Raw genomic sequence first — 14,166 nt, forward strand, 5'->3', positions numbered from 1 at the left:
CGTTGTCCCGGAGAGCGTCGTGAGTGATTGGACGAAGGGTGCAGAAATGAACGGTCACGAGGGTGGACACGCGTCCAGCGAAGCTGAAGCGAGCGTCGTTGCGGACGACCTGAAGGGCCTCTCGCTCGGAATCAACGGATACATGCTGGCGCAGGTCGATGGGCCTGCGGGCGTCGGTGAGCCTGGTGCGCTGACGTTCCAGATTCAGGATGCGGTCGGCACCCCGGTCACGGAGTACACGACCGCGCACGACAAGGACCTGCACCTGATCGTGGCCCGATCCGACGGCAGCCAGTTCCGCCACGTCCACCCCGTGCTCGACGCATCCACTGGCACCTGGTCGGTGCCGTGGGAGTGGGCTGCGGCCGGAACCTACCGCGTCTTCGCGGACTTCACACCCGCGGGCGACGACGCTCCCGGTCTCACGCTCACCCACACGCTCCAGGTGGCCGGGGAGTTCGCTCCCGTGGCGCCGCAGCCGACACGGGTGGCCGAGGTCGACGGATTCACGGTGACCCTCGACGGAGACCTGGCAACAGGCTCGGCGAGCGAGCTCACCCTCAGCGTCGAACGGGACGGAACTCCGGTCACCACGCTCGAGCCGTACCTGGGCGCGTTCGGCCACCTCGTCGCCCTGCGCGAGGGTGACCTCGCGTACCTGCACGTGCACGCCGAGGGCGAGGAGCCGAAGGCCGGCGAGATGTCCGGTCCGGACATCGGCTTCGCCGCGCAAGCCCCGACTGCTGGGCGCTACCTGCTCTACCTGGACTTCCAGGTCGACGGGCAGGTGCACACCGCCGAGTTCGTGGTCGACGCCGGCCACGGCGCCCCCGCTGCCGACGCCGACGACGAGTCACACGAAGACGGGCACTGACCGTCACAACCAACCCCGTCACATCCAACCCCGCTGCGGTCAACAGCCGCCGTTCTGAGTCTGCGCACAGCCAAGAGAAGAGAAGAACCACATGAGTCCATCAGCGGTCCCGGACATCGGGGCAGGAGTCGAGCTGGAGATCGGCGGAATGACGTGCGCCTCCTGCGCGATGCGAATCGAGAAGAAGCTCAACAAGCTCGACGGCGTCGTCGCAACCGTGAACTACGCGACAGAGAAGGCGAAGGTCACCGTTCCGGACGGCTACGACCCGGCCCTGCTGATCGCTGAGGTCGAGAAGACCGGGTACACGGCCGCGATGCCCGTGCCCAAGGGGAAGAAGCGCGACGACGAACGGGCCGGTGACGCCGACGACGCGGATCCGGAGCTCCTGTCGCTGCGCAACCGGCTGATCGGCTCAATCGTCCTCACCGTTCCCGTCATCGCGATGGCGATGATCCCCGCCCTCCAGTTCACCTACTGGCAGTGGGCGTCGCTCGCGCTGGCCGCACCCGTGATCCTGTGGGCCGCGTGGCCCTTCCACAAGGCCGCGTGGACGAACCTGAAGCACGGCGCCGCCACGATGGACACGCTCATCTCGATGGGCACATCCGCCGCCTTCCTGTGGTCGCTCTACGCGCTGTTCTTCGGCACCGCCGGCACGCCCGGCATGACGCATCCGTTCGAGTTCGCGTTGGCCCCCTCTGACGGTGCGGCGAACATCTACCTCGAGGTCGGCGCGGGGGTGACGATGTTCATCCTCGCGGGCCGGTACTTCGAGAAGCGATCGAAGAAGCAGGCCGGCGCTGCGCTGCGTGCGCTGCTGGAACTCGGCGCGAAGGAGGTCGCCGTCCTCCGCGGAGGAATCGAGACGAAGATCGCTGTCGAGGATCTGGCGGTCGGCGACGAGTTCATCGTGCGTCCGGGGGAGAAAATCGCCACCGACGGTGTCGTGGTCTCCGGGACGTCAGCCGTGGATGCGTCCATGCTCACGGGGGAAGCCGTGCCGGTGGAGGTCGCCGAGGGCGACGCGGTCACCGGGGCCACCGCCAACGTCGGCGGGCGACTCGTCGTCCGTGCAACCAGAATCGGCTCCGACACACAGCTGGCGCAGATGGCCCAGCTCGTCGAAGACGCCCAGACCGGGAAGGCGGAGGTGCAGCGCCTCGCTGACAAGATCTCCGGGGTCTTCGTGCCCATCGTGATCGTGATCGCGTTCGTCGCCCTGGGTGGCTGGCTCGGCGCCGGATTCCCGGTCACCGCGGCGTTCACCGCCGCAGTGGCCGTGCTCGTGATCGCCTGCCCGTGCGCCCTGGGTCTCGCAACTCCGACGGCACTCCTGGTCGGCACCGGTCGTGGCGCCCAGCTGGGCATCCTCATCAAGGGCCCAGAAGTCCTGGAATCCACCCGCAAGGTCGACACGGTCGTGCTGGACAAGACCGGGACGGTCACCACGGGAAAGATGAGCCTCGTCGACGTGGTCGTCGAGAGCGGCACCGACCGGACCGAGCTGCTCAAGCTAGCCGGCGCGCTGGAAGAGGCGTCGGAACACCCGATCGCGCAGGCGATCGCCAAGGGTGCAACCCAAGAGGTGGGGGCCCTGCCAACGCCAGAGGACTTCGCGAACCTCGAGGGCAGGGGTGTGCAAGGCATCGTCGACGGACACGCGGTGCTGGTGGGCCGCGAGTCGCTGCTCGCCGAGTGGTCGCAGGCGCTGAGCCCCGAGCTGGCGTCCACGAAGGCGCGCATCGAGAGCGAAGGCAAGACGGTCGTCGCGGTGGGCTGGGATGGACGGGCCCGAGGCATCCTCGTCGTCGCCGACACGGTCAAGCCGACGAGCGCCGAAGCCATTGCGCAGTTCACGGCGATCGGCCTGACTCCGATCCTCCTCACCGGAGACAACGAAGCTGTCGCTCGACAGATCGCCGCAGCCGTTGGCATCGAGACGGTCATCGCCGAGGTGCTGCCCAAGGACAAGGTCGACGTCGTCACCCGCCTCCAGAGCGAGGGCAAGGTCGTCGCGATGATCGGAGACGGTGTCAACGACGCTCCGGCACTCGCGCAGGCCGACCTCGGTCTCGCAATGGGAACCGGCGCCGACGTCGCGATCGAAGCATCCGACATCACCCTGGTGCGCGGAGACCTCCGCAGCGCAGTGGATGCGATCCGACTGTCCCGGAAGACGCTCAGCACGATCAAGACCAACCTCTTCTGGGCTTTCGCCTACAACGTCGCGGCGATCCCCGTCGCGGCGCTGGGAATGCTCAACCCCATGCTCGCCGGGGCTGCCATGGCGCTCTCCAGCGTCTTCGTCGTCGGCAACAGCCTGCGCTTGCGCGGATTCAAAACCGTCGCCAAGAACTAGCGCGACCGCCCCACCCCATCAACGAAAGGAACCATGCACGCATGACGAACAACACACACGCCCCCTCGAGCTGCTGCAGCACCAGCACCCCCAACCCCGCCGCCGCGCGCAACGGGCGCGAGACTCTCCTGGAGACTGGCGTGAACGACGACATGACCACGTGTCCGGTCATGGTCGGCACCCCCGTCAACACGAAGGCCGCCGAAGCGGTGGGTCTCTACCGAGATCACGAGGGTGAGCGGTACCACTTCTGCTGCGCCGGATGCGGCCCAGCCTTCGACTCGGACCCTGCCAAGTACGCCGCCAACATGGCCTAGCCGTACACCGAACGCGGACGACGTCAGACAACTCACCGCGGTCGACTCGACCTGAACGGATACTCCCCGCAATGCTCATCACGAAGTACCTACGATCGGTCGGGCTCGCTCCAGCGCCGTCCGGGTCACGATCGCCGCAAGTCGCCGTCGGCGCAGTTCCGCTCTGATGTCAGAACTGCCGCTCGCGGGCCGCCGGCGAGGCTTCGGCTTCGCTATCACCGCGACCATGCTGATGATGATCGCAGCCAGCGCGCCGTCTCCCTTCTACCCGGAGCTCGCTGCCCAATTCGAGTTGCCGCCGGTCGCGATCACGCTGATCTTCGCCGTCTACGCCTTCACGATGCTCGCGACACTGCTGCTCACGGGCGCGCTCTCCGACACAGTCGGGCGTCGCCCCGTTATCGCGACCGGGTCAGTGGTGCTGGCCGCGAGTCTCCTGCTCTTCTGGCAGTCGGGCGGCCTCGCCATGCTGCTCATCGCACGGGCCCTGCAGGGAATCGCTGCCGGCCTGCTCTTGCCAGCGCTATCCGCGATGGTGGTTGACTTCGCGCCTCCGAGACAATCCGAGGCCGCCTCGCTGTGGAACACCATCGCGGCCATGACGGGCCTCGGAATCGGCGCAATCACGTCGGCCTTCGTCCTTGACCTCGTCGTCGACGCATCCAGTGCAGTCTTCGGCACCCTGGCAGTCGTGTTCATCCTGGCGGCCGCAGTGGTCTGGGCGACGCCGGATTCGACCCGATCGACTCGCTCGGCCCGTTCGACTCGCTCGACTGGTGTGCGCGTCGAGCGCTCCCGGTCCGAGCGCCCCCGGTCGCACTTGGCGGTTCCTGCGAGGCTGCGACGACCGCTCGGGGTGGCGGTGCCCGCCATCATTGCCGGTTGGGCAACCAACGGGCTTTTCCTTGCCCTTGCTTCCTCCCTCGTCGCGCAGGAATTCGGCGCGACGACGCACGCGCAGCAGAGCGTCGCGATTCCCATCTTCGCCGTCGCGGGCATCATCACGTCCGTCCTGTTGCGTCGCCGATCGGCACGGCTTGTCAGCGTCTACGGCACGTCCGCGCTTGGGGTCGGAACTGCGCTGAGCCTGCTTGCCTTGGCGCTGAACTCCCTCCCGGTCTACCTCCTCACGGTGGCGGTTGTGGGAACTGGGTTCGGAACAGCGTTCATGGGCGTCCTGAAGACGCTCATGCCGCGCGTCGGCCCCACTGAGCGTGCAGCCGTGATGGCGGTCATCTACACCGTCTCGTATCTGGCTTTCGGCGTGCCGACGATCGTCGCGGGCTTGCTCGTGCCGGTCGCCACGCTGCGGGGCGCGATGACAGTCGTCGGCGTCGTGATCGTGGTGCTGTGCGCGGTCGCCACCATGCGGCGGCTCAGGATTCGTGACGTTCCGGACGGAAACGAGGCCGCGCATCCGGTCACCGAGCTCAGCGATGTCCTTGTCGAGCGTGCGGACCGCGACGGTGCAGCTTCCGCAGCGTCTGCCTCCGGTGAGCGAGGGTCGAGGGGCCGAGCGGGCGAGGGCCGGTAGCCTGGCAACGGTTTGGAGGGTTCCGCCGCTCGCCGGCGCGATCCCTGTCGTGCCGCACGGGCATCCCGCCCAGCTCGCCCGCTCACTCCGAAGGAACGACCCATGTCACCCACATCTGAGTCTCCCGCAGGAGACCATGGCTACATCAGCGACAAAGATCAGTATCTGAAGCGGATGCGGCGCATCGAGGGGCAGGCACGCGGCATCTCCAAGATGATCGACGATGAGAAGTACTGCATCGACATCCTCACGCAGATCAGCGCCCTGACCAGCGCGATGCAGGTCGTCGCCCTTGGGTTGCTCGATGACCACCTCCGGCACTGCGTCGTCGACGCGGCGCGACTTGGCGAGGACGAGGCCGAGGCGAAGATCAAGGAAGCCAGCGACGCTATCCGTCGACTCGTCCGCTCCTGATCCGAACCCGTTCGCGGTCCGGCGCGTGACGCGAGGCGCACGTGGCCTCAGGTCGCATGCCAGGGCGAGCAGGACCGCCGCGCCCAGCTGGCGCGTGTCGGGCGCAGAGTTGTCGGACCCGTCCTGCGTTTCCGCGTGACAGGTCCGACAAGCGTGGGGGAGTGGTCCACTCACTCTGCGGTGAGCACGATCCTGTTCGTCTGACGAGCCGATGACACCGCACGTGGTGGAGTCACCGGCTTCGGGCGGGCGGCCTGCTGAAGCACGTTCTCAGTCAAGCCGCCCTCCCCGTCGCCGTCAGACGGAGATTGACTCCTCAGCCGTGCGCGCGGATACCCGCGGCTTGGACATGCTGATGGCGGTGACGATCGCACCGACCAGCGCGAGGATGGCCGCGCCGATGAAGGCTGCTGAGTATCCCTGGGTCAGTTCTGCCTTTGACGCGTCTGCACCTGCGATGCCGTAGACGATCGCCGTGAGGACAGCGAGTCCCAGGGCCGAGCCGATCTGGTAGCTGGTGCTGACGAGTCCTGACGCGATGCCAGTTTCAGCGGCCGGTGCTGCGTCGATGGCTGTGCCGAGGGACGGGACGAACGCAAGCGACATGCCGAGGGCGGACAGGAGCGAGGCGGGCAGGACATCCACTGCATAGGTGCCGTCTGGGCGAACGAACGCGAGCCAGGCCAGACCCGCGGCCAGCAGCAGGAGTCCGGTGACGATCATCGACTTCGCGCCGAACCTCGCCTGGAGACGTGGCGCGAGCGCAATCATGACGATGACGACGAGGCCGGTCATCGGGAGGAGCGCCGCACCGGCGAGGAACGCGGTCGCGCCGAGCACCTGCTGAAGGTACAGGTTCAGGAAGAACCACATCGACACCCAGGCCGCGCCCAACATCAGCTGGGCTCCGTTTGCCGAGGCGAGCCGCGGGGCGCGGAGGAGACCGAGTCGCAGCAGCGGGCTGCGGCTACGAGCTTGAATGATGAAGAAGAACACCAACAGGACGATGCCGGCGGCCAGCACGGCCAGCGTGGGCCAGGTGAGCCAACCGACTTCTGGGGCGTTCACAACCGCGTACACGACGGCCGCGAGCCCTGCCGTCACCGTGACGGCACCGCCGAGATCGATGGATCCTGACGCCTTGCGGGCAGTCCGGGGGAGCGCCGTGGCCGTGAACGCGAGGACAAAAGCCGCGATAGGTACGGTGACGTAGAACACCCACGGCCAGCTCAGGTACTCGGTCAGCACGCCGCCGAGGAAGACGCCGGCCGTGCCGCCGATCGGCGCGGCAGCTCCGTAGACCGCGAAAGCCTTCGGGAGGTCGGCCGTGCCACCGAACAACATCATCAGCAGGGTCAACGCCGCCGGTGCGATGAGCGCCGAACCTGCGCCCTGAATGGCGCGGCCAGCGAGTTCAAGGCCGATCGTGCTGGCCGCTCCCGCCATGATCGATCCCGCGATGAGGACGAGCCAGCCGGTCACGAAGATCTTCCTGGCACCGAATGCATCCGACAGGCGCCCTCCGAGGAGGAGGAGGCCCCCGAACGCGACGACGTAGGCGTTGAACACCCAAGAAAGCGACTCGGGTGAGAAACCGAGCGCCCTTTGGATGTCGGGAAGGGCGACGCCGATGATCGAGGTGTCCATGATGACGACGAACTGCGCCGTTGCGATGAGCACGAGGCCGAGCCAGCGCTTGGCGGGCGATAAGGGCGGGTGGGTGGTCATGGGTGTCCTCCTTGGAACAGAGCCGGGGTATCCGGATGCGCTGTACTCTATACCCCTAGGGGGTAGGGGTGTCATGTTGTTACCCCGGCGGCGGCAGGAGGTGCACGAGCCGCTCGATGTCCCGCTGTTGCGCCGAACCACGGCGCCGATGACGCGCCTGCGCAACGTGCGGGGTGCGTGGAGGTGCGGGCCTGTGTGCGCGCCAAGGTGAGGACCGTGGACGACGACGCCGTCGTCCTGGGATCAGTTGCCGGGTGCGATCCGCACCTCAAGGTCGCCGGGGGAGACCTGCATGACAGTCGTGAGCGGATGCGTGAGATCGACGATCACGGGCGGGGTCCCGGCCTTCGGGCCATCAGCGATCGGTGTACTTCTCCACGATCTCCGACAATCGTCCGCGATCGATCGTCTCGGGTTCGTCGTCCGGGATGGAGTTCCGAAGCACGGAGGTGGCTCCGGGGGAGTCGTCGCGCGCCGCACCGTCGCCGTCGAGAGCTGTGAGCGGAAGCGTCCAGGCGTGGCCTTGGTTGCAGGCGAGCACGAGTGTCGAGCCAGCAACGATGAGGCTCAGGTCGCCGCCATCCTCATCGTGCTTGAAGACGCTCACGGCCGCTCTCCGAACGCCTGCGGGTAGCGGGTCTTCAGATCCGCGACCACCGCTGGATCAGAGGTTTGGGAGAGCGCCGCGACGGCGGACTGGGACTCATTCAGCTTGTCCTTCGCTGTTCGCTCGGCGACGACAGCGCTCGCGCGCTGTTCCTCCGCCCGTTCCGTTCCGGAAGAACCGAACCAGTAGCCGAGTGCGAGTGTCGCGGGAGCCAGCACCAGGGCCAGCACATCCTTGCTGTTGGCGAACGGGTCGACGAGCAGCGTCCCCTTGTCGTCGAACGTCGGAACGGTTCCCGCATTCATGATCGAGACGACAGCGGCGGTCGTGACGATGAGCAGCAGAATCAGCGTGAACACGCCGCGCCAGCTCATCAATCCTGTCTTCATTCGGGCCTCCCAGGGTGATCCTGAAATCGACCCTCGTTGGCCGAGGGCTTGCGCCTGACGCTAGTCCCGGCTTCCGAACGGGGGAAGGTAGGGGGCCCGTATGGTGTGCAACCGTGACCAAAGACCGGATTCACAAGGAGGAGCGTCGCCGTCAGGCTTCCAGACTTCCAAAGCCGCCAGGCATTCGGGTGGATGCAGTGGGGGTCACAGGTTGAGGGAGGCTGCGACGTTCAACGTGGGAGGCTTGGCGCATGGACTTGGAGGTGTCGCGCTCGCTCACGATTCCGGCCGCGGAGCTCGGCTGGCGGTTCTCGCGATCCTCCGGGCCGGGTGGGCAGCACGTCAACACCACCGACAGTCGCGTCGAACTCTCCTGGAACATCGGCGAATCCCAGGTCCTCACCGACGATCGACGGCGGATGCTCCTGGAGCGACTCGGGAAGCGCCTCGTCGACGGGGTGCTCACGGTCGCATCCTCCGAACGCCGTTCGCAGCTGCGCAACCGCGAAGCGGCGCTCGAGAAGCTCGCGAACCTCGTGCGCGAGGGCCTCGCCCCGCCCGGGCCGAAGCGTCGGGCTACGAAGCCGACGAAGGGCTCGCAGCGGCGGAGGCTCGAATCGAAAGGCCAGCGCTCCGCGACGAAAGCGCAACGCCGGCGCCCGACCGCCGACTGACCTCTTCCTTCCGGACGTCGCTGCCAGTCGAGTGCTCCTTATCGGAACAGTCGCGCCGCAGGACGTCGGCGGCAGTTCCGGTGGGTTGGGAGCGGCACCTGGCCCGGTCGTCATTCCGAGTTACCCGCGCAGCCGCGAGTCGTGCGTCGGGTCTGCGTACGGCTGCGCGCATTCGTTCGTGGATGCGGCGGCCTGGTACTCGAAGTGCCACGGCTCGTTGAGGTAGGTCAGGCACAGCCCGTAGCTGGCACCGTTGGTGGCGAGCCAGTCGGATGCGCCGTTGCCCTCCACATCGACGGCGTCGCCCGACACGTGGAGCGAGGTCTCGGGCGAGGCGACCCACCGCGACGCCTCCTCCTTCGACCCGTACTCGGCGACCGCATCCTGCAGCAGCTGCTCCTGGAGCTCGACCGAGCGCCACCCGCTGTTCACCATGACGGAGACGCCCGCGGACTGGGCGTCGCGCGTTGCCGCCTGGAGCGCGTCACGCAGCCCAGGGGACAGCTTGCCGATGCCTGCGTATTCGGTGTCGAAGGCGGTCGTGCCGAACTGGAGGCGCCCATCCGGGTTCTCGGCGCCGTCTGCCTCCGAGGCAGGGGAGTCGCCGGACTCGCCGGTCCCGAGCTCGGATGGTTCCGCGAGCACCGTGTCCTGCACCGGGAGCTCGGTGTGCGACGCCGTCGTCTCGCCGAGCTGCGCCGAGAACAGCGCAACCCCGACGCCGGCGAGGGCGACGAGGGATGCGCCGCCGAGCAGCCGCCGCACGCCGCGCCTGCGGGGTGGCTGGTCGTCGTCGGTGCGCTGGTGGCGGGGCGGGCTGGTGAGCGTCATGGGACAAGTCCACGTGAGCGCACGTTGCCGGGGCGTTCCGTCTTTCCCATACGCCCGCGATATGCCGCGGCTCGTATCATCGGCTCATGCGTGTGCTGCTGGTGGAGGACGAGCCCTACATGGCGGAGGCGATCCGCGACGGGCTGCGCCTCGAGGCGATCGCCGCCGACATCGCCGGGGACGGGCACTCCGCGCTCGAGCTGCTGAGCGTCAACGATTACGACGTCGCCGTCCTCGACCGCGACATCCCTGGCCCCTCCGGCGACGAGGTCGCCAAGCGCATCGTCGCGTCGAACAGCGGTGTGCTCATCCTCATGCTCACGGCCGCCGACCGCCTCGATGACAAGGCGTCCGGCTTCGAGCTCGGCGCCGACGACTACCTCACGAAGCCCTTCGAGCTGCAGGAGCTCGTGCTGCGTCTGCGCGCCCTCAACCGCCGCCGCGCGCACAGCCGCCCGCCCATCCACGAGATCGCCGGCCTGAAGCTCGACCCGTTCCGCCGCGAGGTGTACCGAGACGGCCGCTACGTCGCGCTGACGCGCAAGCAGTTCGCGGTGCTCGAGGTGCTCATGAGCGCGGGCGGGGGAGTGATCAGCGCGGAGGAGCTGCTCGAGAAGGCGTGGGACGAGAACGCCGACCCGTTCACGAACGCCGTCCGCATCACCGTCTCCGCCCTGCGCAAGCGCCTCGGCGAGCCCTGGCTCATCGTGACCGTGCCCGGCGTCGGCTACCGCATCGACGCCGAAGCGAACTCGGTGCTCGACGAGGACGACCACCGGTGACCAGGCAGCGCGGGCTCAGCGTCCGCCTCAAGCTCGCCCTCAGCTATGCCGCCTTCCTCATGATCGCTGGCGCGCTGCTGCTCGCCGTCGTCTACGCGTTCCTGCTCCGCTACGTGCCGGCCGAGGCGATGGCGAGCGAGTGGACGTTCTTCCCCGGCCGCACCGACCTCGTGCGCGCGTTCGTGCCCGCCGCTGCCTGGGCGCTGCTCTTCCTGCTCGTCTTCGCGCTCGTCGGCGGCTGGTTCCTCGCCGGGCGGATGCTCGCCCCGCTCACCCGCATCACCTCCGCGACGCGGGCCGCCGCCGCCGGGTCGCTGTCGCACCGCATCCGCCTCGACGGGAAGAGTGACGAGTTCACCGAGCTGGCCGACAGCTTCGACGCGATGCTCGCGCAGCTCGAGGCGCACGTCGCCCAGCAGCAGCGGTTCGCGGCGAACGCCTCGCACGAGCTGCGCACACCCCTCGCCATCTCGCAGACGCTCCTCGACGTGGCCCGCAAGGACCCGGACCACGACCACGACGCGGTCCTCGGGCGCCTGCATTCGGTGAACGCGCGCGCCATCGAGCTGACCGAGGCGCTGCTGGTGCTGAGCCGCACCGAGCACGGCACGTTCGCGACCGAGCACGTCGACCTGTCGCTCGTCGCCGAGGAGGCCGCCGAGACGCTCCTGCCGCTCGCCGAGAAGCGCGGCGTCGCCATCGAGACGGCGGGGGAGGCCGCGACCACGATCGGCTCGCCCGCGCTCATCTCCCTGCTCACCACGAACCTGCTGCACAACGCGATCGTGCACAACCTCCCGCAGGGCGGCTCGGTCACCCTCACGACGAGTTCGGCGACGGATGCGGTGGCGGCGACGAATGCGGCGGCTGGGGCGACGGCTGCGGCTGCGGCTGAGGCTGAAGCTGCGGCGACGCTCGTCGTCGAGAACACGGGCAGTCCGATCGGCGATGACCTGCTCGCTACCCTGACGGAGCCGTTCCAGCGGGGCGAGCAGCGCGCGCGCAGCGACCACGCCGGTGTCGGGCTTGGGCTGGCGATCGTGAAGAGCGTCGTCAAGGCGCACGGCGGGTCCATGCAACTCGCGGCGCGAGACGGCGGCGGGCTGCGGGTGACCGTGCGGCTGCCGCTGGCGGTCGACGCCGGGTCGACGGACGGGATTTAGGTCATGCTGGGGCTTTGTTTCGCGGTCGCGGAGGGGCTGTGCTGACTTTCGATGCGCGTGATGGGTTTTTACCCACCACCCTCCGCCGAAAGCCCGCACGGGCGTCCACGAAACCCATCAGTGGTACGGAAACCCATCACGCTGCCGCCTCAGGTGCTGAGCTCGTTGTGCCGCACTCGATCTAGCTGAACGCCGAGCGACGCACGCTCGGCGCGACGACCGCGGCACCGATCAGGGCGCCGACGGTGTTCGCGATGATGTCGCTCGTGTCGAAGCTGCCGACGGCGAGCGCGAACTGCGTCGTCTCCATGGCGAGGCTCGCGAACCCGGCCGCGAAGAACGTCTTCGGGCCCGGCGCGCGACGCCACAGGTAGCCCGTGCAGAGCCCGAACGGGATGAAGACGGCGACGTTCGCGAGCACCTCGAGCGGGAGGCTCGCCGCGTACCCCTCACTGGCAACGAACGGGATGAGCTTGAGTGCCCGCATCTCACCCCATCCGACGAACGGGGCCTCGAGCTTCCACACGATGAGCCACGTGAGCAGCACCAGGTACGCGAGGAAGAGCACGGCCACGAGGAAGCGCGGCGCGCGGGACGTCCGATGGGTCTGCGGCACGCGCCGAGCGTCGACGAAGGGACCGGTCGTCGGGAGTTCGAGGGTCTGGTCTGCGCGGCTGTAGCTCATTGCTACAGCCTCTCGAGGGGCGTGTTGCGGTGGCGTATGCGGGTTTCGATACGCGGACGATACCCGCCGGGTCGGCGGATTCCACAGGCGCCGGGCCGAGTTCGCCATTCGTGAGAGACTTCCGGCTTGTGACTTCCGCAAGCGCATCCGAGAACAGCACTCCGCATGAGGCCGCGCGCGAACCGCAGGCCGTCGCCGGCCAGAAGAGCGACGCGCAGCACCTGCAGCGTTCGCTGACGCCGCGGCAGCTCGCGATGATGGGCCTCGGCGGGGCGATCGGCGCGGGCCTCTTCGTCGGCTCAGGGCAGGCGATCGCGGTCGCCGGCCCTGCCGTGATCGTGTCGTACGCGGTTGCCGGCCTGCTCGTCATCCTCGTGCTGTTCATGCTCGCGGAGATGGCCGCCGCCGACCCGCAGAGCGGCGCCTTCTCCGTGTACGCCGCGAAGGCCTTCGGCGCCACCGCGGGTGCGACGCTCGGCTGGTTCTACTGGATGCAGCTCGTCATCGTCATCGCCGCCGAAGCCACCGGCGCCGCCGCCATCGTCGCCGCCTGGACGCCCGGCGTCCCGCAGGGTGTCTGGGCGCTCGCCTTCATGGTGGCCTTCACGCTCATCAACCTCCTCGGCGTGCGCCGCTACGGCTCCTTCGAGTTCTGGTTCGCGGTGCTCAAAGTCGCGGCCATCATCGGCTTCCTCGCCCTCGGCGTCGCCCTCCTCTTCGGGCTCATCCCCGACGTGCCCTCACCCGGCCTGTCGAACCTCGTCGCACACGACGGCTTCGCGCCGACCGGCATCCTCGGCATCTCCGCCGCCCTCCTCATCGTCATGTTCAGCTTCGGCGGCACCGAGCTCACCGCGATCGCCGCCGCCGAGACCCGCGACCCCGCCACGAGCATCCGCCGCGCCGTGCGCAGCGTGCTGTGGCGCATCCTGCTCTTCTACATCGGCTCCGTGTTCGTGATCGTCGCCGCCCTGCCGTGGATGGATCCCGCCGTCGTCGCCGGCCCGTTCGCCGCCGTGCTCGCCCTCACGAACATCCCCGGCGTCGACCTCATCATGTCGGCGATCATCGTCATCGCCCTGCTCTCGGCGCTCAACGCCAACCTCTACGGCGCCTCTCGCATGGTCTACTCGCTGTCCGAGCGCCGCTTCGCGCCACGCGGCATGCAGCGCCTCGCCCGCAACGGCACGCCCACCGTGGCCGTGCTCGTCTCCGTCGGGGTCGGCTTCCTCACCGTCATCTTCAACTTCCTCGCGCCAGACGCCGTCCTGCCGACACTCCTCAACATCGTCGGCTCGACCCTCATCGTGCTGTGGGCGACGGTCACCGCCTCCCAGCTCGTGCTGCGGCGGCGAGCGGATGCGCGCGGCGAGACCCTCACGGCCCGCATGCCCGGCTTCCCCTGGCTGAGCATCCTCGCCGCACTGATCCTCATCGTGATCGTCGTGCTGACCATGCTCAACGAGGGCTCGAGGGAGCAGCTGCTCGCGACCCTCGGCATGACCGCCGTCATCGCTGTCGCCTGCGCGCTCACCAACCGGCACCTGCGCAGGCAGGGCGTCGACCCCGTGCAGCTGCTGCGCGGCGAGGTGAACGAGGGGACGCTTGGATCCGCGCCAACCGAGTCGGGTGGCGCGCAGAAGATCTAGGTGGAGGGAATCTCCGTGCCGATCCGCCAGGTCGTTCGAAACGGTCTCTCGGAAGTGTGAATTCTCGGTTCCGGTCAGATCTGGGGATGAATCCCGAGGTTGGTGGTCTGGAAGCAAGCGTGTCGGAGAAAGTTATCCTCGGCTCTGCAGAATGTCG

At 68.2% G+C, this 14,166-nt stretch carries 14 protein-coding genes; 9 read left to right on the forward strand and 5 right to left on the reverse strand.

Going from position 1 to position 14,166, the window contains the following annotated elements; all coding sequences use genetic code 11:
- The first annotated feature begins 46 nt into the window (after nucleotides 1-46).
- From F8O03_RS06710 to F8O03_RS06730, 5 genes are all read left to right on the forward strand, one after another.
- On the forward strand, nucleotides 47-874 hold the full coding sequence (locus F8O03_RS06710; RefSeq protein ID WP_244296000.1) for a hypothetical protein: 828 nt from the start codon (nucleotides 47-49) through the stop codon (nucleotides 872-874).
- Nucleotides 875-965: 91 nt separating this feature from the next.
- A complete protein-coding gene (locus F8O03_RS06715) occupies nucleotides 966-3,236 on the forward strand; it encodes a heavy metal translocating P-type ATPase (RefSeq protein WP_151423198.1) in 2,271 nt (756 codons plus the stop codon).
- A 41-nt stretch (nucleotides 3,237-3,277) separates the two neighbouring features.
- Nucleotides 3,278-3,553, forward strand: coding sequence for a YHS domain-containing protein (locus F8O03_RS06720; protein WP_151423199.1), 276 nt, complete (start codon nucleotides 3,278-3,280; stop codon nucleotides 3,551-3,553).
- Nucleotides 3,554-3,719: 166 nt separating this feature from the next.
- Nucleotides 3,720-5,087 carry an MFS transporter gene (locus tag F8O03_RS06725; RefSeq protein WP_151423200.1) on the forward strand — a complete coding sequence of 456 codons (1,368 nt, stop codon included), beginning with the start codon at nucleotides 3,720-3,722 and terminating at the stop codon, nucleotides 5,085-5,087.
- Between the two features lie 102 nt (nucleotides 5,088-5,189).
- Nucleotides 5,190-5,501, forward strand: coding sequence for a metal-sensitive transcriptional regulator (locus F8O03_RS06730; protein ID WP_151423201.1), 312 nt, complete (start codon nucleotides 5,190-5,192; stop codon nucleotides 5,499-5,501).
- A 297-nt stretch (nucleotides 5,502-5,798) separates the two neighbouring features.
- On the opposite strand, the gene F8O03_RS06735 is transcribed toward F8O03_RS06730, so the two are convergent.
- The 3 genes from F8O03_RS06735 to F8O03_RS06745 all read right to left on the reverse strand — a co-directional run bounded on the left by F8O03_RS06735 (nucleotide 5,799) and on the right by F8O03_RS06745 (nucleotide 8,225).
- Nucleotides 5,799-7,229 (reverse strand): MFS transporter, encoded by a 1,431-nt coding sequence (locus F8O03_RS06735; RefSeq protein WP_151423202.1) that lies wholly within the window; start codon nucleotides 7,227-7,229, stop codon nucleotides 5,799-5,801.
- Nucleotides 7,230-7,584: 355 nt separating this feature from the next.
- Complete coding sequence (locus tag F8O03_RS06740) at nucleotides 7,585-7,836, reverse strand: hypothetical protein (protein ID WP_151423203.1); 252 nt, start codon at nucleotides 7,834-7,836, stop codon at nucleotides 7,585-7,587.
- Nucleotides 7,833-8,225 carry a hypothetical protein gene (locus tag F8O03_RS06745; RefSeq protein ID WP_151423204.1) on the reverse strand — a complete coding sequence of 131 codons (393 nt, stop codon included), beginning with the start codon at nucleotides 8,223-8,225 and terminating at the stop codon, nucleotides 7,833-7,835. Before F8O03_RS06745 ends, F8O03_RS06740 begins: the two co-directional genes overlap by 4 nt.
- A gap of 251 nt (nucleotides 8,226-8,476) precedes the next feature.
- Between F8O03_RS06745 and arfB the strand changes: the two genes are divergently transcribed.
- On the forward strand, nucleotides 8,477-8,899 hold the full coding sequence (arfB, locus tag F8O03_RS06750; protein WP_151423205.1) for an alternative ribosome rescue aminoacyl-tRNA hydrolase ArfB: 423 nt from the start codon (nucleotides 8,477-8,479) through the stop codon (nucleotides 8,897-8,899).
- Between the two features lie 120 nt (nucleotides 8,900-9,019).
- Here the strand turns inward: arfB and F8O03_RS06755 are convergent, their stop codons facing one another.
- Nucleotides 9,020-9,730 carry a M15 family metallopeptidase gene (locus tag F8O03_RS06755; protein ID WP_151423206.1) on the reverse strand — a complete coding sequence of 237 codons (711 nt, stop codon included), beginning with the start codon at nucleotides 9,728-9,730 and terminating at the stop codon, nucleotides 9,020-9,022.
- Between the two features lie 86 nt (nucleotides 9,731-9,816).
- Here F8O03_RS06755 and F8O03_RS06760 point away from each other — a divergent pair, with 86 nt between their 5' ends.
- Complete coding sequence (locus F8O03_RS06760; protein WP_151423207.1) at nucleotides 9,817-10,512, forward strand: response regulator transcription factor; 696 nt, start codon at nucleotides 9,817-9,819, stop codon at nucleotides 10,510-10,512.
- The gene (locus F8O03_RS06765) at nucleotides 10,509-11,675 is read left to right on the forward strand and encodes a sensor histidine kinase (RefSeq protein WP_151423208.1); all 1,167 of its coding nucleotides are present in this window, start codon (nucleotides 10,509-10,511) and stop codon (nucleotides 11,673-11,675) included. Before F8O03_RS06760 ends, F8O03_RS06765 begins: the two co-directional genes overlap by 4 nt.
- Before the next feature lie 181 nt (nucleotides 11,676-11,856).
- On the opposite strand, the gene F8O03_RS06770 is transcribed toward F8O03_RS06765, so the two are convergent.
- Nucleotides 11,857-12,360, reverse strand: a complete 504-nt coding sequence (locus F8O03_RS06770; RefSeq protein WP_167516512.1) for a VanZ family protein — start codon at nucleotides 12,358-12,360, stop codon at nucleotides 11,857-11,859.
- A gap of 221 nt (nucleotides 12,361-12,581) precedes the next feature.
- Between F8O03_RS06770 and F8O03_RS06775 the strand changes: the two genes are divergently transcribed.
- On the forward strand, nucleotides 12,582-14,009 hold the full coding sequence (locus tag F8O03_RS06775; RefSeq protein WP_425280951.1) for an amino acid permease: 1,428 nt from the start codon (nucleotides 12,582-12,584) through the stop codon (nucleotides 14,007-14,009).
- Nucleotides 14,010-14,166: the final 157 nt, after the last annotated feature.

Origin of the sequence: Pseudoclavibacter terrae, from assembly GCF_008831075.1 — a bacterium.
Taxonomy (GTDB): domain Bacteria; phylum Actinomycetota; class Actinomycetes; order Actinomycetales; family Microbacteriaceae; genus Pseudoclavibacter; species Pseudoclavibacter terrae.

Coding starts and splice junctions, on each gene's coding strand:
- F8O03_RS06735 (WP_151423202.1), bottom strand. CDS start 7,229: ATGACCACCCACCCGCCCTTATCGCCCGCCAAGCGCTGGCTCGGCCTC.
- F8O03_RS06715 (WP_151423198.1), top strand. CDS start 966: ATGAGTCCATCAGCGGTCCCGGACATCGGGGCAGGAGTCGAGCTGGAG.
- F8O03_RS06760 (WP_151423207.1), top strand. CDS start 9,817: ATGCGTGTGCTGCTGGTGGAGGACGAGCCCTACATGGCGGAGGCGATC.
- F8O03_RS06730 (WP_151423201.1), top strand. CDS start 5,190: ATGTCACCCACATCTGAGTCTCCCGCAGGAGACCATGGCTACATCAGC.
- F8O03_RS06710 (WP_244296000.1), top strand. CDS start 47: ATGAACGGTCACGAGGGTGGACACGCGTCCAGCGAAGCTGAAGCGAGC.
- F8O03_RS06770 (WP_167516512.1), bottom strand. CDS start 12,360: ATGAGCTACAGCCGCGCAGACCAGACCCTCGAACTCCCGACGACCGGT.
- arfB (WP_151423205.1), top strand. CDS start 8,477: ATGGACTTGGAGGTGTCGCGCTCGCTCACGATTCCGGCCGCGGAGCTC.
- F8O03_RS06745 (WP_151423204.1), bottom strand. CDS start 8,225: ATGAAGACAGGATTGATGAGCTGGCGCGGCGTGTTCACGCTGATTCTG.
- F8O03_RS06755 (WP_151423206.1), bottom strand. CDS start 9,730: ATGACGCTCACCAGCCCGCCCCGCCACCAGCGCACCGACGACGACCAG.
- F8O03_RS06720 (WP_151423199.1), top strand. CDS start 3,278: ATGACGAACAACACACACGCCCCCTCGAGCTGCTGCAGCACCAGCACC.
- F8O03_RS06725 (WP_151423200.1), top strand. CDS start 3,720: ATGTCAGAACTGCCGCTCGCGGGCCGCCGGCGAGGCTTCGGCTTCGCT.